The sequence below is a fragment of the Kitasatospora misakiensis genome, from assembly GCF_042656005.1.
GTDB classification, from domain to species: Bacteria; Actinomycetota; Actinomycetes; order Streptomycetales; family Streptomycetaceae; genus Kitasatospora; species Kitasatospora misakiensis.
Genome location: NZ_JBHSOF010000004.1, coordinates 154681 through 176710, shown reverse-complemented (window position 1 = coordinate 176710; position 22030 = coordinate 154681). Strand labels below are relative to the sequence as shown.

The 22030-nt window shown below is 72.5% G+C and carries 21 protein-coding genes and 1 riboswitch; of the genes, 12 read left to right on the top strand and 9 right to left on the bottom strand.

The window, feature by feature from the left end:
* Positions 1-65: 65 nt before the first annotated feature.
* Positions 66-1037 carry a helix-turn-helix domain-containing protein gene (locus ACFP3U_RS05850; RefSeq protein ID WP_380224114.1) on the bottom strand — a complete coding sequence of 324 codons (972 nt, stop codon included), beginning with the start codon at positions 1035-1037 and terminating at the stop codon, positions 66-68.
* A 93-nt stretch (positions 1038-1130) separates the two neighbouring features.
* On the opposite strand from ACFP3U_RS05850, the gene ACFP3U_RS05845 reads away from it, so the two are divergent.
* The 8 genes from ACFP3U_RS05845 (at position 1131) to ACFP3U_RS05810 (ending at position 11875) form a co-directional block, all read left to right on the top strand.
* Positions 1131-1499: a hypothetical protein gene (locus ACFP3U_RS05845; protein ID WP_380224113.1), complete on the top strand. Its 369-nt coding sequence runs from the start codon at positions 1131-1133 to the stop codon at positions 1497-1499.
* Entirely contained in the window at positions 1442-1936 is a 495-nt protein-coding gene (locus tag ACFP3U_RS05840; RefSeq protein ID WP_380224112.1) for a GNAT family N-acetyltransferase, read from the top strand. Before ACFP3U_RS05845 ends, ACFP3U_RS05840 begins: the two co-directional genes overlap by 58 nt.
* Before the next feature lie 99 nt (positions 1937-2035).
* Positions 2036-3070 (top strand): DUF2510 domain-containing protein, encoded by a 1035-nt coding sequence (locus ACFP3U_RS05835; protein WP_380224111.1) that lies wholly within the window; start codon positions 2036-2038, stop codon positions 3068-3070.
* Between the two features lie 207 nt (positions 3071-3277).
* Entirely contained in the window at positions 3278-5305 is a 2028-nt protein-coding gene (locus ACFP3U_RS05830; RefSeq protein ID WP_380224110.1) for a glycosyltransferase family 2 protein, read from the top strand.
* On the top strand, positions 5305-6681 hold the full coding sequence (locus ACFP3U_RS05825) for a glycoside hydrolase family 26 protein (protein ID WP_380224109.1): 1377 nt from the start codon (positions 5305-5307) through the stop codon (positions 6679-6681). The genes ACFP3U_RS05830 and ACFP3U_RS05825 overlap by 1 nt, the downstream gene beginning before the upstream one ends.
* A gap of 99 nt (positions 6682-6780) precedes the next feature.
* Positions 6781-8031 carry a GH12 family glycosyl hydrolase domain-containing protein gene (locus ACFP3U_RS05820; RefSeq protein ID WP_380224108.1) on the top strand — a complete coding sequence of 417 codons (1251 nt, stop codon included), beginning with the start codon at positions 6781-6783 and terminating at the stop codon, positions 8029-8031.
* Positions 8032-8126: 95 nt separating this feature from the next.
* Positions 8127-8254, top strand: a riboswitch (cobalamin riboswitch).
* A gap of 181 nt (positions 8255-8435) precedes the next feature.
* The gene (locus ACFP3U_RS05815; protein WP_380224160.1) at positions 8436-10859 is read left to right on the top strand and encodes a ribonucleoside-diphosphate reductase subunit alpha; all 2424 of its coding nucleotides are present in this window, start codon (positions 8436-8438) and stop codon (positions 10857-10859) included.
* A complete protein-coding gene (locus ACFP3U_RS05810) occupies positions 10859-11875 on the top strand; it encodes a ribonucleotide-diphosphate reductase subunit beta (RefSeq protein ID WP_380224107.1) in 1017 nt (338 codons plus the stop codon). Before ACFP3U_RS05815 ends, ACFP3U_RS05810 begins: the two co-directional genes overlap by 1 nt.
* A 68-nt stretch (positions 11876-11943) precedes the next feature.
* Here ACFP3U_RS05810 and ACFP3U_RS05805 read toward each other — a convergent pair whose 3' ends face one another.
* Both ACFP3U_RS05805 and ACFP3U_RS05800 read right to left on the bottom strand, forming a co-directional pair.
* On the bottom strand, positions 11944-12162 hold the full coding sequence (locus ACFP3U_RS05805) for a DUF397 domain-containing protein (RefSeq protein WP_380224106.1): 219 nt from the start codon (positions 12160-12162) through the stop codon (positions 11944-11946).
* A 3-nt stretch (positions 12163-12165) separates the two neighbouring features.
* A complete protein-coding gene (locus ACFP3U_RS05800; protein WP_380224159.1) occupies positions 12166-13074 on the bottom strand; it encodes a DUF5753 domain-containing protein in 909 nt (302 codons plus the stop codon).
* Between the two features lie 180 nt (positions 13075-13254).
* Between ACFP3U_RS05800 and ACFP3U_RS05795 the strand changes: the two genes are divergently transcribed.
* From ACFP3U_RS05795 to ACFP3U_RS05780, 4 genes are all read left to right on the top strand, one after another.
* On the top strand, positions 13255-13692 hold the full coding sequence (locus ACFP3U_RS05795; protein ID WP_380224105.1) for an ATP-binding protein: 438 nt from the start codon (positions 13255-13257) through the stop codon (positions 13690-13692).
* 143 nt (positions 13693-13835) lie between these two features.
* A complete protein-coding gene (locus tag ACFP3U_RS05790) occupies positions 13836-14090 on the top strand; it encodes a type II toxin-antitoxin system Phd/YefM family antitoxin (protein WP_380224104.1) in 255 nt (84 codons plus the stop codon).
* On the top strand, positions 14087-14338 hold the full coding sequence (locus tag ACFP3U_RS05785; protein WP_380224103.1) for a type II toxin-antitoxin system RelE family toxin: 252 nt from the start codon (positions 14087-14089) through the stop codon (positions 14336-14338). Before ACFP3U_RS05790 ends, ACFP3U_RS05785 begins: the two co-directional genes overlap by 4 nt.
* Before the next feature lie 138 nt (positions 14339-14476).
* The gene (locus ACFP3U_RS05780) at positions 14477-15532 is read left to right on the top strand and encodes a ferritin-like domain-containing protein (RefSeq protein WP_380224102.1); all 1056 of its coding nucleotides are present in this window, start codon (positions 14477-14479) and stop codon (positions 15530-15532) included.
* 70 nt (positions 15533-15602) lie between these two features.
* Here ACFP3U_RS05780 and def read toward each other — a convergent pair whose 3' ends face one another.
* The 6 genes from def to ACFP3U_RS05750 form a co-directional block, all read right to left on the bottom strand.
* Positions 15603-16241 carry a peptide deformylase gene (gene def / locus ACFP3U_RS05775; protein WP_380224100.1) on the bottom strand — a complete coding sequence of 213 codons (639 nt, stop codon included), beginning with the start codon at positions 16239-16241 and terminating at the stop codon, positions 15603-15605.
* 51 nt (positions 16242-16292) lie between these two features.
* A complete protein-coding gene (locus ACFP3U_RS05770; RefSeq protein ID WP_380224099.1) occupies positions 16293-17282 on the bottom strand; it encodes a tetratricopeptide repeat protein in 990 nt (329 codons plus the stop codon).
* Between the two features lie 329 nt (positions 17283-17611).
* Positions 17612-18913, bottom strand: coding sequence for an HD-GYP domain-containing protein (locus ACFP3U_RS05765; protein WP_380224098.1), 1302 nt, complete (start codon positions 18911-18913; stop codon positions 17612-17614).
* Positions 18914-19005: 92 nt separating this feature from the next.
* The gene (locus tag ACFP3U_RS05760) at positions 19006-20532 is read right to left on the bottom strand and encodes an HD-GYP domain-containing protein (protein ID WP_380224097.1); all 1527 of its coding nucleotides are present in this window, start codon (positions 20530-20532) and stop codon (positions 19006-19008) included.
* A gap of 346 nt (positions 20533-20878) precedes the next feature.
* The gene (gene rsrA / locus ACFP3U_RS05755) at positions 20879-21241 is read right to left on the bottom strand and encodes a mycothiol system anti-sigma-R factor (RefSeq protein ID WP_380224096.1); all 363 of its coding nucleotides are present in this window, start codon (positions 21239-21241) and stop codon (positions 20879-20881) included.
* Complete coding sequence (locus ACFP3U_RS05750) at positions 21238-21981, bottom strand: sigma-70 family RNA polymerase sigma factor (RefSeq protein WP_380224095.1); 744 nt, start codon at positions 21979-21981, stop codon at positions 21238-21240. The genes rsrA and ACFP3U_RS05750 overlap by 4 nt, the downstream gene beginning before the upstream one ends.
* Between the last annotated feature and the right edge of the window lie 49 nt (positions 21982-22030).

The following is a 22030-nucleotide window of genomic DNA, read 5'->3' as shown; positions in this document are numbered from 1 at the left end:
GTCGGAGGCCCCGGGTCGGAGGCCCCGGGTCGGAGGCCCCGGGTCGGAGGCCCCGGGCCGGGCGTTCAGACCCGGCCGGCCACCTTGGCCGCCGGTTCGGCGAAGCAGCGCCGGTAGGCCAGCGGCGTGGTGCCCAGCCGGCGGCCGAAGTGGTGCCGCAGGGTCGCCGCGCTGCCGAAGCCGCAGCGGGCGGCGATGGCGTCCACCGGCTCGGCGGTCGACTCCAGCAGCCGCTGGGCGAGCAGCAGCCGCTGCCCGATCAGCCAGCGGTGCGGGGTGGTGCCGGTCTCCTGGTGGAAGCGCCGGGCGAAGGTGCGCGGCGACATGTGCACCCGGGCGGCCAACTGCTCGACGGTCGACTCCTCGTCCAGGTGGTGGCGCATCCAGTCGAGCAGCGGGGCCAGCGAGTCCCCGTCGTGCTCCGGCAGCGGCCGGTACACGAACTGGGCCTGCCCGCCCTCCCGGTGCGGTGCCACCACCATCCGGCGGGCGATGCCCCGGGCCACCTCGGCGCCCTGCAGCTTGCGGACCAGGTGCAGGCAGGCGTCGATGCCGGCCGCCGTACCGGCCGAGGTGATCACCGGGTCCTCGTCCACGTACAGGACGTCCGGCTCGACCGTGGTCAGCGGGTAGCGGGCGGCCAGTTCCGCGCTGTAGCGCCAGTGCGTGGTGGAGCGGCGGCCGTCCAGCAGGCCGGCGGCGCCGAGCACGAAGGCGCCGCTGCAGATGGACAGCACCCGGGCGCCGCGCTCGTACACGGCGCGCAGACTCTCCATCAGCGGCTCCGGGTACTGCCGGCTGACGGTGGTCGCGGTGACCACCACCAGGTCGGCGGTGGCGAGCCGTTCGGGGCCGTGCGGGACGTCGATGGTGAAGCCGGCGTGCGTGCGGTGCGGCCCGGGGCGCGGGCCGGCGATCGCGAAGTCGTAGGTGGGCAGCCCGTCGTCGGACCGGTCCAGGCCGAACACCTCGCAGGCCACCCCGAGTTCGAAGGGGTGGATCTCCTCCATGACGACCGCGACCACGTTCTTGAGCATGCCGACAGGGTAGCCCGAGCGGTGGCAGTTTTTCGATGCATTCGGGCATTCCTGCCACTCGTCCCCGGCCGTGGCCGCCGGGAGAGTGGACCCATGGATTCCGACACACTCGCCAGCGCGCTCGCCCTGCTCGGAACGGTCGGCGGGTTCGGCCTGCTCGGCGCCCTGGTCGGACGCGAGGTGGCGGCGCAGCAGGCCACCGGTCGCGACAACTGGCACCGTCCGGGCGGCTACCCCGTCGACCCCGCCCTGCCGGACCGGCTGCACGGCACCCTGCCCGCCGCCTCGCTCCGCCCGTCCGCCGATCCCGCCACCGCCACCGCCACCGCTCCCACCAGCACTCCTGCCGACGGCGCCCGCACCCCGCTCACCGTCCTCCCCGGGGATTCCGGCACACTGGCCGGATGGACATCGTCATCCGCCCGGCCCGTCCCGAGGAGTACGAGGAAGCCGGCCGCATAACCGTCGAGGCCTTCGTCGGCGACGGCTACACCGCCTCCGACAGCGACTACGTCCACCGGCTGCGCGACGCGGCCCGCCGGGCCGCCGAGGCCGAACTCCTGGTCGCGGTCGACTCGGCCGCCGGCGCCGTCCTCGGCTGCGTGACCTTCGCGGTCGGCGGCACCACCTGGGCGGACATCGCCACCCCCGAGGAGGGCGAGATCCGGATGCTCGCCACCGCCGCGGCGGCCCGCGGGCGCGGCGTCGGCGAGGCCCTGGTCCGCGCCGCGCTCGCCCGCAGCCGCGAACTCGGGCTGGCCGGCATGGCGTTCTCCACCCAGCAGGAGATGCGGGCCGCCCACCGGATCTACGAGCGGGTCGGCTTCGAGCGCGCCCCGGAGCGGGACTGGTCGCCCGTCCCGGGCATCGATCTGATGGTCTACCGCATGGCGTTCTGAGCGGCTCTCCGGCCTGCACGGAGAAGGGCTCCGGCCCCAAGGCGACGATCCGGCATCGGATATGACGATCGCATTTAGCCTGCTGCTAGGATCCGCCGCATGACGACGGGGAACACGCCGGCTGGCTGGTACGACGACCCTTCCGGCCAGCCCAATACGGAGCGTTGGTGGGACGGCTCCACCTGGAGCGGCCGCACCCGGCCGAAGTCCGCGGCCGACGGCGCGACGGTGACATCCGGGACGAGCGGGGCGGTCCCGGGCCAGGGCGCGCCCGGCGCCTTCGGCCCCGCCCCCTCGGTCGCCGCGACGCCGACGGTGATCGCGCCCGCCGCGACCGCCGCCCCGGCAGCCCCGGCCGCGCCGAAGCCGTTCACGCCGACCTCGGTCGTCTTCGAGACCGTCGAGCCCAACACCACCCGCCGCAAGGTCCTGCTCGGCGTCGGCGCGGTCGTCCTCTCCGTGGTCATGGCCGGCGCCGGCTACGTCGTCGGCCACCGCACCGCCGACAAGACCACCACCCCGAAGGCGGGCGGCAGCACCGCCCCGGCGGCCACCGCCGACCCGAAGAGCCCCAACGGCTTCATGGGCACCGCCCTGACCGGCGGCCAGCAGTACCCCGGCGGGAAGCCGGTGACCGGCCAGGACTCGAAGATGAACTTCCTGCTGCCGGCCGACTGGCAGGTCCAGAGCGACGCCAAGAACCCGACCGACGTGCGCTACGCGGTCTCCCCGTACGCCTGCGTCGGCCACGGCAGCGGCGCCTGCACCCGCGGTCTGGTGGTCCAGAACCTCCGGGTCCTCAACGGCGGCTGGGCCGACCCGAAGTCCATGGTCCTCGGCATGGGCCAGCTGCTGTACAACACCCGCTTCGGCTCCGACGCGCCCACGCCGCCCGAGCCGATGAAGCAGTCCGCCGTCAAGATCCAGGGCCTGGACGGCTACCTGGCGCTCTGGCACGTGCCGATGTCCAGCGGCTCCTCGACCCCCGACGCCTACTGCGGCGTCCTAGAGGTGACCCCGGCGGCCGGCGCCACCACCGTGCCCGTGCTGCAGATCTGCCTGGACCAGGCCACCGAGGCCCCGCCGCTGGCCCTGATGGACCAGATCGCCAACTCGGTCAAGATCACTCCCTGATCCGGAGACATCCGGAGACGTCCGGACCAACCGGGTCCGGACGTTGCCCCCGCCCCCCGGTGACCCCTCACCGGGGGGTGCCCTTATGCTCACTAGCGGCCACCGCGCCCGCCGCACCTGGCGGGACGCCGGAGATCAGGGCCACAACGAGGACGACAACAGCCGGACCGGGAACGACGGGACGGCGCACAACGGGGGATTGGCCTGGTGGACGCCACCGACGAACGGACGACGCACACCGGCGGCCGGCGCGGACGAGGACGCCACAGCCGTCTCCTCCCCGAGGCCCCGCACGAGCGGCGCCTCACCCGCGCCCAGTCCCGCAACGCCTCGGCCCGGCGCAACTACCTGGCCTGCGCCGAGACCTCCGGCCCGCTGCAGGACGGCGAGGGCGTCGACACGGTGCGCTTCCGCACCGTCTCCTCCCCCGGCGTCAAGTTCGTGCTGACCCTGCTGGTCGCCCTCAACGCGGTGGCCGGCCTGGTGTTCGTCGGCTGGCTGATGCTGCCCTCGCACATACCCGGGCCGGGCGTCGGCTGGTCCGCCGACTGGCGGGTCAACGTCGCCCGGGTCTGCTTCTGCGCCGTGGTGACCGTCGAGGTGGTGCGGCTCGTCCAGAACCTCGCGGTCTGGGTGTTCGCGTTCCGCGCCAAGGACCCGATACCGGTCACCGCGCAGCCCGGCCTCAAGATCGCGGTGCTCACCACGATCGTCCCGGCCAAGGAGCCGCTCGACATCGTCGAGCAGACCCTCTCGGCCATGCTGGAGATCGAGTACGACGGCGAGGTCGACGTCTGGATCCTCGACGAGGGCGACGACGACCGGGTCAAGGCGATGGCCGCCCGCCTCGGGGTGCACCACTTCAGCCGCAAGGGCCGCCCCGAGTACAACCAGGCCGAGGGCGAGTTCCGGGCGAAGACGAAGTCCGGCAACCACAACTCCTGGCGGGCCGAGCACGAGCACAAGTACGACGTGGTGGCCCAGATGGACCCGGACCACGTCCCCCTGGCGTGCTTCCTGGAGCGCACCCTCGGCTACTTCCGCGACCCCGACACCGCCTTCGTCGTCGCCCCCCAGGTGTACGGCAACATGTACGAGAACTGGGTCGCGCACGGCGCCTCCGTGCAGCAGTACCTCTTCTCCGGCCTGGTCGAGCGCGGTGGCAACGGCATGGACGCCCCGCTGCTGATCGGCACCAACCACCTGTACCGGCCCGCCGCCTGGCAGCAGATCGGCGGCTACCAGGACTCGATCATCGAGGACCACCTCACCAGCATGCGGGTGCAGGCCACCGAGAACCCGGCCACCGGCCGCCGCTGGAAGGGCGTCTACACCCCCGACGTGCTTGCCGTCGGCGAGGGCCCGACCTCCTGGACCGACTACTTCAACCAGCAGAAGCGCTGGGCGTTCGGCATCTGGGAGATCCTGCTCAAGACCCGGCTGCGCAAGGGCATCCAGCTGCGGCTGCGCCAGCGGGTGCTGTACGGGCTGGTCCAGTTCTACTACCCGAGCGTGGCCGCGACCACCGTGCTGGGCAGCCTCGCCACCGCCGTCTACCTGGCCTGCGGGATCACCTCGATCCAGCTCGACACCGTGCTCTGGACCTCGCTGTGGGGCGCCAGCATGGGCAGCTGGTTCCTGCTCTGGCTCTGGCTGCGGCGCTTCAACCTGGCCGCCCACGAGCGGCGCGAGATCGGCATGGCCGGCATGGGCCTCGCCCTGTTCGCCGGGCCGGTGTACGTCGCCGCCGCGATCGCCGCGATCCTGCGCCGCCCGCTGGCCTACGCGGTGACCGCCAAGGGCGACCTGCGCAGCGCCGAGCGGCTCTCGACCTTCCGGCTGCACCTGCTCTGGGCCGCCGTCGCGGCCGGGCTGCTGGCCGCGAGCTTCACCCTGCACCACGGCATCTGGCTGCTCCGGTTCTGGGCCGGCGTCAGCATGTTCACCGGCATCGCGCCGCCGGTCATCTCCTTCGTCAGCGCGCGCCGGATCGCCCGGGCCGAACGGCGGGCCGCCGCCGAGCTGCCCGCCCAGCGCCACGCGGAGGCGGAGGACGCGGGCGAGGCGTACGAGGCGTACGAGGCCGAGGCGTACCGGACGGACGAGGCGTACGAGACGGACGGCACCCGGCCGGACGGAACAGCCGCGAGGGGTGCCAGGAAGGCCCCCGAGCGGGAACTGGCGGAGCTGCTGGAGCCGGCCCCCGCCGGCGGCAGCCGGAAGGGCGGCCGCTGATGCTGCGGATCACCGTGCCCCGGATCATCGGCCTGCTGGCGCTCGCGCTGCTGGCCAGCTACGCCTTCGTGCTGGCGCCGAAGTACAACGCCCGCCACGCGCCCGCCCCGTACGCCTTCGCCGGCTCCGCGCCGACCGCGATGCCGGACTGGCTGGTCGCCGCGCTGGCCTCACCGGCCCCGGCCACGTCCGCCGCCCCCGGCACGCCGTCGGGTACGCCCGCCACCACCCCGGCGAACGCCGAGGCTCCCGCGCCCCCCGCCGAGCCGGCCCCGGCGCCGTTCCCGGCACCCGGCGGCGCGTTCATGGGCGTCATGACCAAGGCCGGCCCCTACGACCTCGACCCGGTCGACGAGTTCGCCACCGCCGTGAAGCACCAGCCGAGCGTGCTGGAGTTCTCCGTCGGCTGGTGGGACAAGCGCTTCGACCGCCGGGTCTTCGACACCGTGGCCGAACGCGGCATCATGCCGATGGTCGCCTGGGAGCCCTGGGACTTCCGCAAGGAGTCCAAGGTCGACAAGCTCCGCGGCGAGCAGCCCGAGTACGCGCTGAGCCGCATCATCGGCGGCGATTTCGACGGCTACATCAAGCAGTGGGCGGAGGGCGTCAAGAGCCTCGGCTACCCGATCGCCCTGCGCTTCGCCCACGAGATGAACGGCTACTGGTACCCGTGGGCCGAGCAGGCCAACGGCAACCGCCGCGGCCAGTACGTCCAGGCCTGGAAGCACGTCCACGACCTCTTCCGGCAGGCCGGCGCCGACAAGGTGGTCTGGGTGTGGAGCCCGAACGTCGACTACGAGAACGCCACCCCGCTGGACTCGCTCTACCCCGGTGACGACTACGTCGACTGGATCGGCCTGTCCGGCTACTACGGCACCGTCGGCCTGGAGAAGTACCTCTCGTTCGACCAGATCTTCGACCCGACGCTGAAGAAGCTGCGGGGCTTCAGCCAGAAGCCCGTGGTCATCACCGAGACGGCCGCCACCGACAGCTCGGGCCAGAAGGCCCGCTGGATCAGCGAGATGTTCACCCAGCTCCCCCAGCACCCCGACATCATCGGCCTGATCTGGTACGAGGCGGTCAAGGAGGTCGACTGGCGGGTCAGTTCCTCCGGGCCGGCCAGTGCGGCGTACGCCGCCGGTGTCGCCGCGCCCCGGTACTCCGGGCAGTGGACCGTCCGCTCGCAGCCGCTCCGGACGGCGCCGCCGCCCGCGCCGCCCGCCCAGCCGTCCGCCGGGCCCTCGCCGTCGGCCTCGCCCTCGCCGAACGCGAAGCCGTCCGGCTCCACCGGCGCCAAGCCGTCCGGCTCGGCCGCCACGGCGAAGAAGCCGACCGCCACCAAGCCCAGGAGCACTCCGCCGCCGGCCGACGGATAGCCTCGACCGACCGCGGGCCACGCGCCCGCGGGAGGCCGCCGGGAGCACCGGCCGCCCCGCACACCGAACACCAGTACCCCCCGTTGGGAGGCGAAGACCATGGTCCGCCCGTTCCTGCCCGGAGCCGGGCGCCCCCGGCCGCGCGCCTGGTGGTGGATCGCCCCCACCGCCCTCCTGGTGCTCTGCCTGTGCGCCGTGCTGATCCCGCGCGAGAGCGCCCCCTCGACCGCCGCGGTCGCCCCGCCGCCCCCGCCGCCCCTGACCACGGCCGAACCCGGCGAGCTGTGCTCCACCGCACAGAACCGCTACCCCTCGCAGCCGGTGGACTCCGGGCGCTACATCATCAACCCCAACGAGTGGAACGCCACCGGCGGCCTGTGCATCCGCGGCGGCGCCGACAGCGCCTCCTTCGCGGTCACCCGCAGCGCCGTCGCCCGCGGCAACATCGCCGACCCGGTCCGCGGCCCCGGCGCGTACCCGCACATCAGCACCCCGGTCGGCGGCGACGGCGTCAGCCCGCTGCCCATCGCCGTCGACAACCTGCGGTACGCCACCAGCACCTGGCGCACCACCCAGGTCGACGGCGGCGTCTGGAACGCCTCCTACGACCTCTGGTACAGCACCACCCGGGGCAGCTGCTCCTTCACCGAGAGCGCCGAGGTGATGATCTGGCTGCGCGGCAACGGCACCTCGCCGTTCGGCAAGCAGGCCGGGGAACTGCGCAGCGGCGGCCAGGCCTACCGGGTGTACGAGGCGCCGAAGAAGAGCAGCCACACCCTGCTCACCTACGAGGCGGCCTCCGCCACCAACGTCGTCACCGGGCTCGACCTGCGGGCCTTCACCCGCGACGCGGTCCAGCGCGGCTACGTCCCGGCCGGCTCGTTCCTGTGCGCCGTCCAGGCCGGCTTCGAGATCTGGGAGGGCGGCGCGGGCCTCACCACCGACGCGTTCTCCTTCGAGGTCGCCGCGGGCCGCCCCAGCGGCGCGATCACCTCCGCGGTGCCCGGCTACTGCCTGGACAGCCGGGTGGCCGGCGACCCGGCCGCAGTCGGCGCCGCCACCTGCGACGGCTCCCCGGCGCAGACCTGGACGATGGGCGAGGACGGCTCCGTCGGCCAGGGCGGACGCTGTCTGGAGGACCCGGACATCGGCTTCCCGGTGCTGACCGGCTGCACCCGCCGACCCGACCAGCGCTGGCGCGCCACCGACGCGGGGCAGCTGCTCAACGAGGACAGCGGGAAGTGCGTGGAGAACCCGGCGACCGGCCCCACGGGCACCGGTACGGGCTCCCAGGTGCGGATGCGGCTGTGCGCCGCCAAGCCCGCGCAGGAGTGGCACGCACCGGTCTGACGGGCTCCGAAAGCCCCCGCAGCTTATCGCACCCGACCCGCGACACGCAGCCTCGCGACACTACATGTGGGGCTTCGTCGGACGAGCGCCACTAGATGTATGCTCACTCCTGCTGTCGAAGCAGGGGAACCCGGTGCGATTCCGGGACTGCCCCGCAGCGGTGTGCGGCGCCTCCCCCCGGGAGTCCGCGAGTCCGATGACCTGCTGACGGCGTGCCGGCTCCTCCCCGCAGAGGCCATGCGCACCAGCACCACCTTCCGGGCCTCGCGGGCGGGCCGGGGACGACACGCGCGCGACACCCACGGGCCCGCGCGGCGTACTCCCCTGCCCAATCGGCCCGGCCCCCGTTCCACCGCCGATCGCCGCCAGGAGAGAGCGCCTTGACCACCGCTGCCTCAGTCGCCCTGCCCGCCCAGGGTTCCAGCTCCGCCCCCGCCGACCCGACGGTCTCCGACCCCGGCGGCGCGCTCCTGCGCCTTCTCACCGATCGCAGCGCCGACCTCCCCCAGGTGGACCCCGGCCACGTCGCCGCCGCCGCGCTCCGCGGCCGGCACGCCGGCTCGGACTTCGCCGAGCTGCGCGGGCTGGCCGTCGACGCCGCCGCGTCGATGATCGCCGAGGACCCGCAGTACTCGAAGCTCGCGGCCCGGCTGCTCGCGCTGGAGATCGTCGACGAGGCGTCGAGCCAGGGCGCGGTCTCGTTCTCCACCTCGATCGCGGTCGGCCACGCCGAGGGCCTCATCGGCGACACCACCGCCGCCTTCGTCGCCAAGCACACCGCCGCCCTGGACGCGCTGGTCGACGCGAACGGCGACGACCGCTTCGAGTACTTCGGCCTGCGCACCGTCCAGAGCCGCTACCTGCTGCGCCACCCGATCACCCGCAAGGTCGTCGAGACCCCGCAGCACTTCCTGCTCCGCGTCGCCTGTGGCCTGGCGGTCGGCGACACCGAGCAGTCGGTCACCGAGGTCGCCGAGCTGTACCGCCTGATGAGCCGGCTGGAGTACCTGACCTCCTCGCCGACCCTCTTCAACTCCGGTACCCGGCACCCGCAGATGTCCAGCTGCTACCTGCTGGACTCCCCGCTGGACAACCTGGACTCGATCTACTCCCGCTACGCGCAGATCGCCCGGCTGTCCAAGCACGCCGGCGGCATCGGCCTGTCCTACTCCCGGATCCGCTCCCGCGGCTCGCTGATCCGCGGCACCAACGGCAAGTCCAACGGCATCGTGCCGTTCCTGCGCACCCTCGACTCCTCGGTCGCCGCCGTCAACCAGGGCGGCCGGCGCAAGGGCGCGGCCTGCGTCTACCTGGAGACCTGGCACGCGGACATCGAGGAGTTCCTGGAGCTGCGCGACAACACCGGTGAGGAGGCGCGCCGGACGCACAACCTCAACCTGGCGCACTGGATCCCGGACGAGTTCATGCGCCGGGTCAACGCCAACGCGGACTGGTCGCTGTTCTCCCCCGCCGACGTCCCCGAGCTGGTCGACCTCTGGGGCGCCGAGTTCGACGAGGCCTACCTGAAGGCCGAGCTGGCCGGCAAGGCCGTCCGCACCATCCCCGCGCAGACCCTCTACGCCCGGATGATGCGCACCCTCGCGCAGACCGGCAACGGCTGGATGACCTTCAAGGACGCCTCCAACCGCGCCGCCAACCAGACCGCGCTGCCGGGCCGCACGGTGCACAGCTCCAACCTCTGCACCGAGATCCTGGAGGTCACCGACGACTCGGAGACCGCCGTCTGCAACCTCGGCTCGGTCAACCTCGGCGCCCACGTCGCCGCCGGTGCCACCGCCGCCGACCTGCTGAACGCGATGGACTGGGAGCGCCTGGACGCCACCGTCCGCACCGCCGTCACCTTCCTCGACCGCGTGGTGGACATCAACTTCTACCCGACCCCCGAGGCCGGCGCCTCCAACTCCCGCTGGCGCCCCGTCGGCCTCGGCGTGATGGGCCTGCAGGACGTCTTCTTCCAGCTGCGGATCGACTTCGACTCCGCCGAGGCCAAGACCCTCTCCACGCTCATCTCCGAGCGCATCATGCTCACCGCCTACGAGCGCTCCGCCGACCTCGCCGAGCAGCTCGGCCGCCACGAGGCGTACGACGAGACCCGCGCCGCCCGCGGCGAGCTGCACATCGATCATTTCTTGGAAGGCAAGCACGGCCCGACCGCCGCGCCCGAGTGGGCCGACCGCTGGGAGGCGCTGCGCGCCCGCGTCGCCACCACCGGCCTGCGCAACTCGCTGCTGCTCGCGATCGCCCCGACCGCGACCATCGCCTCGATCGCCGGCGTCTACGAGTGCATCGAGCCGCAGGTCTCCAACCTGTTCAAGCGCGAGACCCTCTCCGGCGAGTTCCTCCAGGTCAACCCCTACCTGGTGCGCGAGCTCAAGGAGCTCGGCGTCTGGGACCAGCAGACCCGCGACGCGCTGCGCGACGCCAACGGCTCCGTCCAGGAGCTCGGCTGGCTGCCCGCCGAGGTCCGCTCGCTGTACCGCACCGCCTGGGAGCTGCCGCAGCGCGCGCTGATCGACCTGGCCGCCGCCCGCATGCCCTACATCGACCAGAGCCAGTCGCTGAACCTCTTCATGGCCGCGCCGACCATCGGCAAGCTCAGCTCGATGTACGCCTACGCCTGGAAGGTCGGTCTGAAGACCACCTACTACCTGCGTTCGCGCCCGGCCACCCGGATCGCCCAGGCCGCCTCCGGCACCGCCCGCGCCGCCGCGCCCGTGCCCGTGGCGTCCCCGACCCTCACCCCGGAGGAGGAGGCCGCGCTGGCCTGCTCCCTGGAGAACCCCGAGTCCTGCGAGGCCTGCCAGTAATGAGCACCGACGACCGCAAGATGCTGCTCGACCCCGGCTTCGAGCTGACGCTGCGCCCGATGCGCTACCCGTCGTTCTACGACCGGTACCGCGACGCCATCAAGAACACCTGGACGGTGGAGGAGGTGGACCTGCACTCGGACGTCGCCGACCTGGCGAAGCTGAGTGAGGGCGAGCGGCACATGATCGGCCGGCTGGTCGCGTTCTTCGCGACCGGTGACTCGATCGTCTCCAACAACGTGGTGCTGAGCCTCTACAAGCACATCAACTCCCCGGAGGCGCGGCTCTACCTGAGCCGTCAGCTGTTCGAGGAGGCCGTGCACGTCCAGTTCTACCTGACGCTGCTCGACACCTACCTTCCGGACCCGGAGGACCGCGCGGCGGCCTTCGACGCGGTGGAGAACATCCCCTCCATCGCCCAGAAGGCGAAGTTCTGCTTCAAGTACATGAACGCGGTCGACCACCTCGACTCGCTGCAGACCAAGGATGACCGGCGGGCGTTCCTGCTGAACCTGATCTGCTTCGCGGCGTGCGTCGAGGGGCTGTTCTTCTACGGCGCGTTCGCCTACGTGTACTGGTTCCGGAGCCGGGGTCTGCTGCACGGCCTGGCGACGGGGACGAACTGGGTGTTCCGCGACGAGTCCATGCACATGGACTTCGCGATGTCGGTGGTCGACACCGTGCGCGAGGAGGAGCCCGACCTCTTCGACGACAAGATGGCCCAGCAGGTGACGGAGATGCTGGAGGAGGCCGTCGAGGCCGAGCTCCAGTTCGCCCAGGACCTCTGCGGTGAGGGCCTGCCCGGCATGAACACCGCCTCGATGCGCGAGTACCTGGAGGCCGTGGCCGACCAGCGGCTCGCTCGCCTCGGCATGCCGATCCGGTACGGCTCGACCAACCCGTTCGGCTTCATGGAGCTCCAGAACGTCCAGGAGCTGACCAACTTCTTCGAGCGCCGTGTGTCGGCGTACCAGGTCGCGGTCGAGGGCTCGGTCGCCTTCGACGACGACTTCTAGTCCAAGTAGAAGAAGAACGACAGAGGTGCCCCGCACGGCCACAGCCCGTGCGGGGCACCTCTGTCGTGTCAGCCGGTCGGAAACTCCCCGCCCTTGATCCCGGAGACGAAGGACGACCACGCCTCGGCCGGGAAGACCAGGGCCGGCCCGTCGGGGTCCTTGGAGTCCCGGACCGGTACGGCGCCCGGCAAACCGACAGCCACTTCGACGCACTCGCTCTGCGCTCCCGAGAACGAAGACTTGCACCACTCAAGTCCCGTGACACCTTCTGGCAAGAACTCGCTCACGATCTAGACCTTCTCACTCGCGATGCGCTCGATGAGCGCGATCGATTCGTTGCGGGGCAGCGACTCCGCCAGGGCGCGACGGAACAGGTTCGCGTACTTGAAGACCTCGTCCGGCTCCTCGATGTACAGAGTGCTGAGGAGGCTGTCGACGTACACCACGTCCGTCTCGGCCACCTCCGGAAAGCTGAGAATGGTGACCGGCCCGAAGAGTGCGGCGTGGATCTCCGATGCCTCCGGCAGAATCTGAACGTTGATGTTCGGGCTCTCGGCGGAACTCGCGAGCGATCGAAGCTGTTCGCGCATCACCGACGAGCCACCGACCTGATGCCTGAGCGCGGACTCCGAGAGCACGGCCCAGACCCGCATCGGCACATCCCTTGCCAGGACGGAGCGACGCTCCTGACGCACCTTCGTCAGAGTATCGATCTGGTCCGGCGTCGCATCCTCTATCTGCGCCCGCACGACAGCCCTGGTGTACTCCTCGGTCTGCAAGATCCCAGGCACCAGAAGCGTTTGGATGCTGTACATGTCCGATGCGTCGGACTCCAGAGCGATGTAGTCGGCATACAGCGGCGACAAGGTCTCCGAGTAGCGATCCCACCATCCGCGCAGGCGACCTTCACGCGACAGAATCTCCAGCCGGTCCCTTGCCTCCGGGTCTGGCACTCCGTACAGGTCGAGCAGCAGCCGCAGATCCACCAGTCGAATACCCGACTGTGCGGCCTCGATCCGACTGATCTTGCTCTCGGCGCAAGCAAGATGCCTGGCCGAGTGGGCGATCGTCAGATTCGCTTTCACCCTCAGCTCCTTGAGCGTTCGGGCCAGTCGTCGCTGTCGAACTGTCGGATTCCGGTTCACGGGCACCGTCGCGACCTCCTCACTTCTGTGATCTGCCAGTCTGCCCCTCGCCATCAGCCGACAACAATCTTTGATCACTTCCAAAGTGGGGACTTGCACCGTAGAAGCCATCAGGAGCATGCTACTCAACGTAGTTCGCCATGCGACACAAAGTGATCATGGCTCCGCTACTCCGGGCATTCCCATGCCTTCTTCAGTCGTCTTCACCCCACGCCCCTCGGAGGTGGCCCCGCCATGTCTGAATCCGTCTCCGCCACTCCCCCCTCCCCCGCCGAACACACCTGCTGGCTCCCCCGGCACCGGAAGTCCCCCGGCGCGGCCCGCCGGGAGCTGCGCCGCTTCCTCGCCGACCACCCCCGCAGCGAAAACCTGCTCCCCACCGGCGAGTTGCTGCTCTCCGAGCTGGTCACCAACTCCGTCCAGCACGCCCGTACGGCCCGGGGGCGTCTGATCCAGATCCGCTTCGGGATCGCCGACAGCCTCCTCCGCATCGAGGTCCACGACGCCGACAGCGAGAAGCCCACCCTTCGCGGCACCTCGGGCTCCGAGGAGGCCGGCCGAGGACTGCTCCTCGTCCACGAACTCGCCTCCCAGTGGGGCTGCTGCCCCCGCGTCGGCGGCATCGGCAAGTTCGTCTGGTGCCACGTCTCCCCCGACGCGGCCGCCGCCTGAACCACCCACCACCAGCCCCCCCTGAACTCCCTCGTCCCGCCCGGCGCGCGCCGGGCGGGACGAGGAGGGGACACCCCGGCTCGACGGGCGGTCACTCAAAGCGACCCCAGCCGCGAAAGTGCCGTGAAGTGTACAGTTCTGCCATGAATGAGACTCTGCCCATCACCGAGGCGCGAGCGAGATTCGGCACTCTGGTACGCCGCGCCTCGCACAGTCGCGAACGCATCACCATCACCGACCACGGCCAGCCGGCGGCCGTACTCATCAATCCACAGGAACTCGCCGACCTTGAGGACGAGCTCGCCGTCGCCCGCTACCGCGCCCGCCAGGCCGCCGGCACCGCCGTGACAGTGCCGCACAAGGACGTCCGGTCCATCCTCGGCCTGGAGCGTGAGTGACCCACCAGATCGTTTGGGACGAGTCGGCGATCAACGCGGCCGCCCGATTCCTCAAGGACGACGCCGACGGCCTTCGCCAGGTCATGGACGCGGTCGACCTGTTGGCCGACGACCCCCGGCCCACCGGCTCGACCCCCTACGGCTCACCGGACCTCCGCCGCATCCACATCGGCCGTTACCGCGTCCTGTACGAGATCACCGAGCAGACGGTGACCATCGTGGTCATCCACCTCGGCCGCATCCTCTGAGGGCGGGGGCGGGGGCGGCCGGGCCCCGCGCCGCCCGTCCGGATGAACTCCCGGGCCACACCGTCGACATGCGTCCGCATACGATCCGTCCCCGACTACGGTCCGGCCACGACCGACCGTACGAAAAGGGGCCGCACCGTGACAGACGTTCTGGACTACACGAGCGACGCGATCGTCCAGCTCATGAACATGGCCGAGGAGGAGTGGACGGAGCAGGAGCTCAAGGACGCGCTCCAGCGCGCCATCATGCTGGAGCTCTCCACCATCCCGCCCTACGCCACCGCGCTGTGGTCGATCACCGACCCGGACAACAGCAAGCCGGTCCGGCACACCATCCGCGAGATCGTCTTCGACGAGATGTCGCACTTCGGCCTGGTCTGCAACATGCTCACCAGCATCGGCGGCACCGTCGTCCTCACCGACCCGCTCACCGTCCCGAAGTTCCCCGGCGAGCTGCCCGGCGGCGTCAACCCCGGTCTTGAGGTGTTCCTCAGCGGGCTGACCCGGGACTCCGCCGCGCTGTTCGCCGCCATCGAGAAGCCGGAGCACCCGCTCGGCTTCGCGGTCGACGGCAACACCATCGGCGCCTTCTACCAGCGGATCGCCGACGTCTTCCCCAAGTTCGCCCACCTGCTCACCGGTCAGCGGCAGGTGACCTTCCCGCTCGGGTCGGGGCACGGCGCCGGCAACGACATCGTCGCGATGAACACCATCGACGACGTGCTGAAGGCCATCCACGTCATCCAGGCCCAGGGCGAGGGCACCACCGCCTCCCCGGAGAACCCCTTCCCCGGCGCCCCGGGCGAACTCGCCCACTACTACGCCTTCAAGGAGATCGCCGTCGGCAAGAAGTTCGTCCTCGACGAGCAGACCGGGAAGTTCGACTTCATCGGCCCCGACGTGCCGCTGCCGGACACCTCCCCGGTCGGCCGGGTCCCCCTGGGCGGCTGGGCCAACTCCCCCGGCAACGAACCCGACGCCACCACCGCGGACCTCCTGCGCACCTTCAACCAGCAGTACAGCGAGATGCTGCTCGCCCTGGAGGACGCTTGGAGCCCCAGCGCGGCGGACATCTTCCCCGCCATCGGCCTGATGGGTGATCTGCGCCGCACCGCCCAGAAGATCAACGCCGTCAAGCTCCCCGCCAACCCCCACTTCACCTACGGCCCGGAGTGGCTGTTCGTCCAGCCGTAGCCCGTGACCGGCGCGAAGGCCGGTGCGGGCGCCCTGCCCGTACCGGCCTTCGCCAACGTCCGCTCCGCCGTTACTCGTTCGGGACGGTCGCGTAGCGGGCCGTGCCCTCGGCCATCTGCCGCAGCGCGTCCTTGCGGTCCCGCTTCGACAGCTTGTCGATGTAGAGGAAGCCGTACAGGTGGTCGGTCTCGTGCTGCAGGCAGCGGGCGAAGAAGCCGGTGCCCTCGACCCGGATCGGCTTGCCGTCCTTGTCCTGGCCGGTGACCGCGGCGTAGTCCGGGCGCGGCAGCTCGGCGTAGGCGGTCGGCACCGACAGGCAGCCCTCGTTGCCGTCGTCCAGGACCCGCCGGCGGTCCTTCGGGAACTCCTCCAGCACCGGGTTGACCACGTGCCCGATGTGCCGCACGCCCTCGTCGTCCGGGCAGTCGTAGACGAAGACCTTCAGGTCGACGCCGATCTGGTTGGCCGCCAGGCCCACGCCCTCCGCCGCGTACATGGACTGGAACATGTCGTCGATCAGCGCGGACAGCTCGCCGTCGAACGCGGTCACGTCCTTCACCTCGCGGTGCAGCACGGGGTTGCCGAAGACGGTGATCGGACGCGCGGTGCCCTTCGCCAGGTCCGGCTCCGCTCCGACCACCTTCACGGGCGCCTCGGGCGCCGCCCCCTCCACGTCGTGCTCGTGCTCGTGGTCGTGCTGCTCGGCCATGTCTTCCGCTTCCATAGGTCTACGCGTACCTCACCAGGGTACTCAGCGGCCTCAGCAGACCTCTTCGAGATCCCGGAACGCCCGGGTCCCCGGCGAGGCCGACGCCCAGCGGTCCAGCAGGGTCCGGACCAGGTGCGCGGGCGCGGCGATCCCGCACTCGCGCTCGGCCAGCCAGGACATCCCGCCCATGCCCGGGCTGAGGTGGCTCAGGTGGCCCGGGTGCGCGGCGTCCCCGTCGTCGTGCGGGTCGTGGTGCGCGGTGTGGCCGTCGTCCGAGGCCATCCGGCTCTCCGAACAGGCCCGGCAGAGCAGCCGCACCGAGGACGTCCAGTCCTCCGCCGCGTAGCCCGCGTCCGCGACCAGCCGCTCCAGCGCGTCCCGGTCCGCCTCGGTCGCCGCTTGGAGCAGCACCACGTAGGTCGGCACCGGCGACGGCGCCCACAGCTCGATCTCGTCGAACACCGGGTAGGCCACCCCGTCGGTGACCCGCTCGCCGTGCGGGGCGCCGTCGTGCAGCACCACCTCGCCCCAGCGCCTGCCGGAGGACGGCAGCGGGATCGACAGCACCTCGATCCGGGCCGGGTCCAGCCGGCGGCCCCACACCACCTCGGACTCGCCGTCCGGGGAGAGCCGCACCGGGGTCGTCCCCAGGTCCAGGCTGACCGGTCCGTCCCCCTGGGTGCCCTGGCCGCCGGGCAGCCGCAGCCCGTACGCCTGCCAGGCCCGGCGGGCCAGCGGCCAGTCCTGCAGAGCGGTCGCGGTGATGCCGAGGTTCCACCAGTCCGGCGCGCCCTGCTCGCGGTCCAGCAGCGCCACCGCGCGCAGGCCGGCCGCCCGGGCCTGCTCCCAGTCGCGGCGGAACTTGTGGAGCAGCGCCAGGTTGAACCACGAGTCCGACAGCCACGGTTCCAGGTCCGCCGCCATCACCAGCAGCGCGCCGGCGTCCTCGTAGCGGCCGTCGCCGATCAGCGTGAAGGCCCGGTCGGTCGTCTGCCGCCAGGTGGCGGACGGCCGGTGCCGTGCCCGGTGGAAGATCCTCACGTTCGTCCCTGCCGTCGTCGTCCGCTCAAGTCCGGTGTCCGCTCCCGCGTCGCGGGCCGGTGCCCCGGGTCGGTGTTCCACGCTACGACCGCATCCAACCACGACGGCCGCCGCCCGCGCTCCCCACCGCCGAGGTTGCCCGCAACCGGCCCCTACCCCAGCCTGCCCGCCCCACCCCGCCGTCTCAACCCCGGACGGCTCCGGGCCGGCCCCGGCTCACGCCCGGCCGCGCCCGCACCCCACCCGCCCCACGCCCCCCGCGCCCCTCCTGCGCCCGCCGCGCGCCCGCCCCACGCCCGTCTGCGGCAGCCACTCGCCCGCCGGACCGCTCAGCCGCGCACCCGGACCAGCGCGTCCACCACCCGGGCGTCGTACACCCGCCCGCGCCCCAGCCGCAGCGCCTCCAGCACCTCCAGCCGGCCCACCGCCTCCCCCAGCCCCCGCCCCCGGGCGGCCGTCAGCAGGTCGTCGTGCGCGTTCGCCACCCGGATGATCCGCGCCGCCAGCGGCACCGCCCGCCCGCCGCCGTCCGGACCGGGGTGCGGATCGGCCAGCCGGGCGACCTGCTCGGCCACCTGCCGGGGCACCCCGGTGCGCCGGATCACCTCACTGCCCAGCCGGGCGATCCGCTGCTGCTCCTCGTCCGGCAGCAGCGCCGTCGCCCCGCCCGGCACCGGCTCCACCAGCGACAGCTGCCCGACGTCGTGCATCAGCGCCGCGTACTCCAGCAGGGCCAGCTCCCGGGTGCCGAGACCCAGCTCCCGGCCGACCGCGCAAGCCGTGTCGGCCACCCGGCGGGCGTGCCCGGGCGGCGTGTAGCCGGCCACCTCGGTGGCCTTGGCCAGGCTGGCGATGGTCTGCCCGGTGGTGGCCCGCACGGCCGCCGCCCGCCGGAACGACACCTGCGCCAGCAGCAGCGGCGCGCAGAACAGCGGCAGCGCCCACAGCCCCACCTCCCCGGCGGCCAGGCTGACCAGCATGCCGGTGGCCGCGATCGCCGAGCCGATCCCGAACAGCGAGCGCAGCTCGTCCTCCAGCGCCGCCGGGAACCGCAGCCCGCTGCGGGCCCGCCGCAGCACCGCCGCCAGCACCGCGTCGCACAGCGCGGCCAGCGCGGCCACCGCGGTCAGGAAGGCCCCGTACGCCGGGCCGTCGGCGGAGAAACGGTCCACCAGCCCGCTGTTGTAGAGCGGCTGGAAGACGGCGGCCGCGAACGCCGCGCCCAGCAGCCGCCGCGCCGCGCCGTCCCGGCGGGCCCGCTCGTGCCAGGGCGCCCGGCCGCGCCACCGGACCCCGCGCCGCGGCCGGGCCGCCGACCGCAGCACCCCGAGCAGCACCCCGGGCAGCAGCGCCAGCAGCAGGCCCGCGCCGGTCACCGCCACCACCTGGAGCACGCCGTGCGCGGTCGGCAGCCCGCGCAGCGGCCCGAGCAGCGCGTACGCCAGCGCCCCCGCCGCCCCGATCGGCGCCTGCTCGCGATCGCCCGGAAGGGTGATCCGGACGCACTCGCCGAGCGCGATCAGCGCGGTGAAGGCCAGCGCCACCCCGGCCTCGGACAGCCCGCGCACCGCGATCGCCCCGAAGGACGCGGCCAGCAGCGCGAGCGCCGCGCCGTGCACCGCGCACACCACCCCGGCGCACCCCTCGGGCGCCCCACCGCGCCCGGCGCGAGCCGTCCGCCGTCCGCCCCGGCCCGCACCCCGTCCCACGCCCCGGCGCGCGCTCACGACGGCCCGGCCGTCGGCACACCGCCGCCGCCCTGCGCGGGCACCCCGCGCGGGGCCGCCCGGACCGGTTCGGGGACGCCGAGCGGGATGTCCGGCACCGCCAGGATGCAGTCGGGGGACGGCGGCAGCACCGGCTGCCAGTCGTGCACAGCCAGCGCGTCGACCAGGGCCCGCACCATCGCCGGGTCGAACTGGCTGCCCGAGCAGCGCTCCAGCTCGGCGACCGCCTCGGTGACCGGCCGGCCGCGCCGGTAGGAGCGGGTGGAGGTCATCGAGTCGAAGGCGTCCGCGACCGAGATGATCCGGGCGAACTCCGGGATCTGCTCGCCGGCCAGCCCGCTCGGGTAGCCTCGGCCGTCCATCCGCTCGTGGTGGTGCAGGATCCCCGAGTGCGCCTCGCCGAGGAAGGCGATCCCGCGCACCAGCTCGTAGCCGTGCACCGGGTGCACCTCGACGGCCCGCCGCTCGGCCTCGGTAAGGGGACCGTTTCTGCGCAGCAATTCGGTGGCCACGCCGAGCTTGCCGACGTCGTGCAGGATGCCCGCGTACCGCAGGGTGCGCAGCCGCTCGGCCTCCATGCCGAGCTGGCCGGCGATCAGCACCGCGGCCCGGCCGACCCGTTCGCTGTGGCCCCGGGTGTAGGCGTCCTTGATCTCCACCGCCTGGACCAGCGCCCGGACGGTCGCCCGGTGGGCGTCGCGCTCCCGGTGCCCCTGGGCGAAGACCCACGCCGAGATGGACAGCGGCAGCAGGGCCAGCAGCGCCGCGAACGCGCCGTACGGCCCCTGCCACAGCACGGCGACCATCAGCCCGCCGGTCGCGTGCACCAGCACCGGCAGACCGGGGGCGGCGGCCACCCCGCGGTGCCCGGCGGAGCGGTGCCCGGCCGTGCGGTGCGCGCCGGTGCGGTGTCCGCCGGTGCGGTGCGCGGCGGTACGCCGCGGGCCCTCCGCGAGCACCCGCATGGCGCTCACCAGGACGCCGTTGACCAGGCAGAACGCGCCGAGCGCGGCACAGGCGGGCAGCAGCGCGGCGGGGAAGCGGGAGCCGAGCAGCAGCTGCGGACCGGCCAGCAGGTGGAACACCACCGAGGCCGCGAAGGCCGACAGCGCGAGCTGCGAGCCGTTCCACACCTGCCGGCGCCGGCAGCTCGGATCGGCGGCGCCGACCAGCGCGGCCGGGACGGCGACCAGCGCGGCGGCGGCCGGCGGCAGCATCAGCACCCCGGCGAACAGCACCGGGAAGAAGGCGTTGACGTCCGGCCGGGCCGGCGCCCCGTCCGGCGGCGGCGGGCGGCGCAGCAGCCGCCGGACCAGTCGCAGACAGGGGGTGGGCAGGCCCTGGGCGAGCGACTCCCAGCAGCCGTGCAGGAAGGCCAGCAGCCCGACCTTCGGCCAGTCCACCGGGGCGCCCAGCCAGTGCGGCCCGGTCGCCGGGGCCGGGTCCGCCAGCAGGGGCAGCAGTGGCAGGAGCGGCAGCAGACAGCAGAGCGCCGCCACCGGGACGGCCACCAGGTAGCCCACGGCGCCCCGCGGCAGGTCCGTGTCTTCGCCGTCGGTAGCGATCTCGACCTCCCCGCGTCCTGGCCCGCGCCGTCCTGGCCCGCCGGCCGGTCGCACGCCGAAGGGGCGGCGGACGGGCGGCGGTGAGCGTCCGTCAGGAGGATAGGGCGCCGTTCCGGCGCGGGGACGCATGATGGCGCAATGCCGCTGCTGGCACACCGTCAACTCACTCGAACGAGTGATGGCGCATCCGGGTGGAAGGGGCGCGGACAACGGAGCGGCCCCGGGAGCGTGTGCTCCCGGGGCCGCTCGGCGTACGCCGTCCGGTGCGCGGGCGCGCGCCGGCGCCGCCCGCTAAGCCCTGGCGTCAGGTACTGGCCGGTGCCTCCGCGGCGCGGCCCGGATCGGCGGCCGGCTCGCCGTGCACCTCAAGCGTCGTCTCGACCGCGACCACCACCGGCTCGCCCGACCGCTGCCCGGCCCGGATCGAGTCGATCCTGGCCAACACCTTGCCGCGCAGGTCGGCCGGGGTGTCGTCGCAGCCGCAGGAACGCTTGATCAGCGCCTTGATCGCCTGCTCCAGCCCGTACTGCTTCAGGCAGGGCGAGCACTCCTCGAAGTGCACGCGCAGCTTGGCGCAGTCGCCCTCGGCCATCTCGTTGTCGAGGAATTCGTAGAGGTGGTCGAGGACCTCGCCACACTCGGTGTCGTGCGGATCGCCGCAGCTCATGAGCCCGAGCCCTTCGCTTCCTGCCCTGCCCCGCTGCCGGCCGGGACCAGCCCGCGCTCACGGGCGTAGTCCTCCAGCATGCCGCGCAACTGACGGCGGCCGCGGTGCAGTCGGGACATCACCGTACCGATGGGAGTACCCATGATGTCCGCGATCTCCTTGTACGCAAAGCCCTCGACGTCCGCGAGATAGACGGCGATGCGGAACTCCTCCGGAATGGCCTGGAGGGCGTCCTTCACATCGCTGTCCGGCAGGTGGTCCAGGGCCTGGGTCTCCGCCGAGCGCAGACCGGTCGACATGTGCGACTCGGCCCGGGCCAGCTGCCAGTCCTCGATCTCCTCGGCGGCGGTGCGCTGGGGCTCCCGCTGCTTCTTGCGGTACGAGTTGATGAACGTGTTGGTGAGGATGCGGTACAGCCAGGCCTTGAGGTTGGTGCCCTCACGGAACTGGTGGAAGGACGCGTACGCCTTCGCGAACGCCTCCTGGAGGAGGTCCTCCGCATCGGCCGGGTTGCGGGTCATCCGCAGCGCCGCCGAGTACATCGGATCCAGGTAGCCCAGGGCGTCGCGCTCGAAGCGCTCCCGCCGGGCCTCCTCGGTCTCCTCCACCGACACCCGGTAGGTGTCCTCACCGATCGCCTCGGCCAGCTCCTCACCGGTGAGCGCCTCGCCCGTGGGCAGGCCCTCCTCCGGGCCCCGGCCCGGCTCGGCCTCGTGCTCGGTCCCGACGACCGGACCCACCTCCTCGGCATGACGGACACGGCCCACGGCGGGCCGTCCCGAAAGCGAG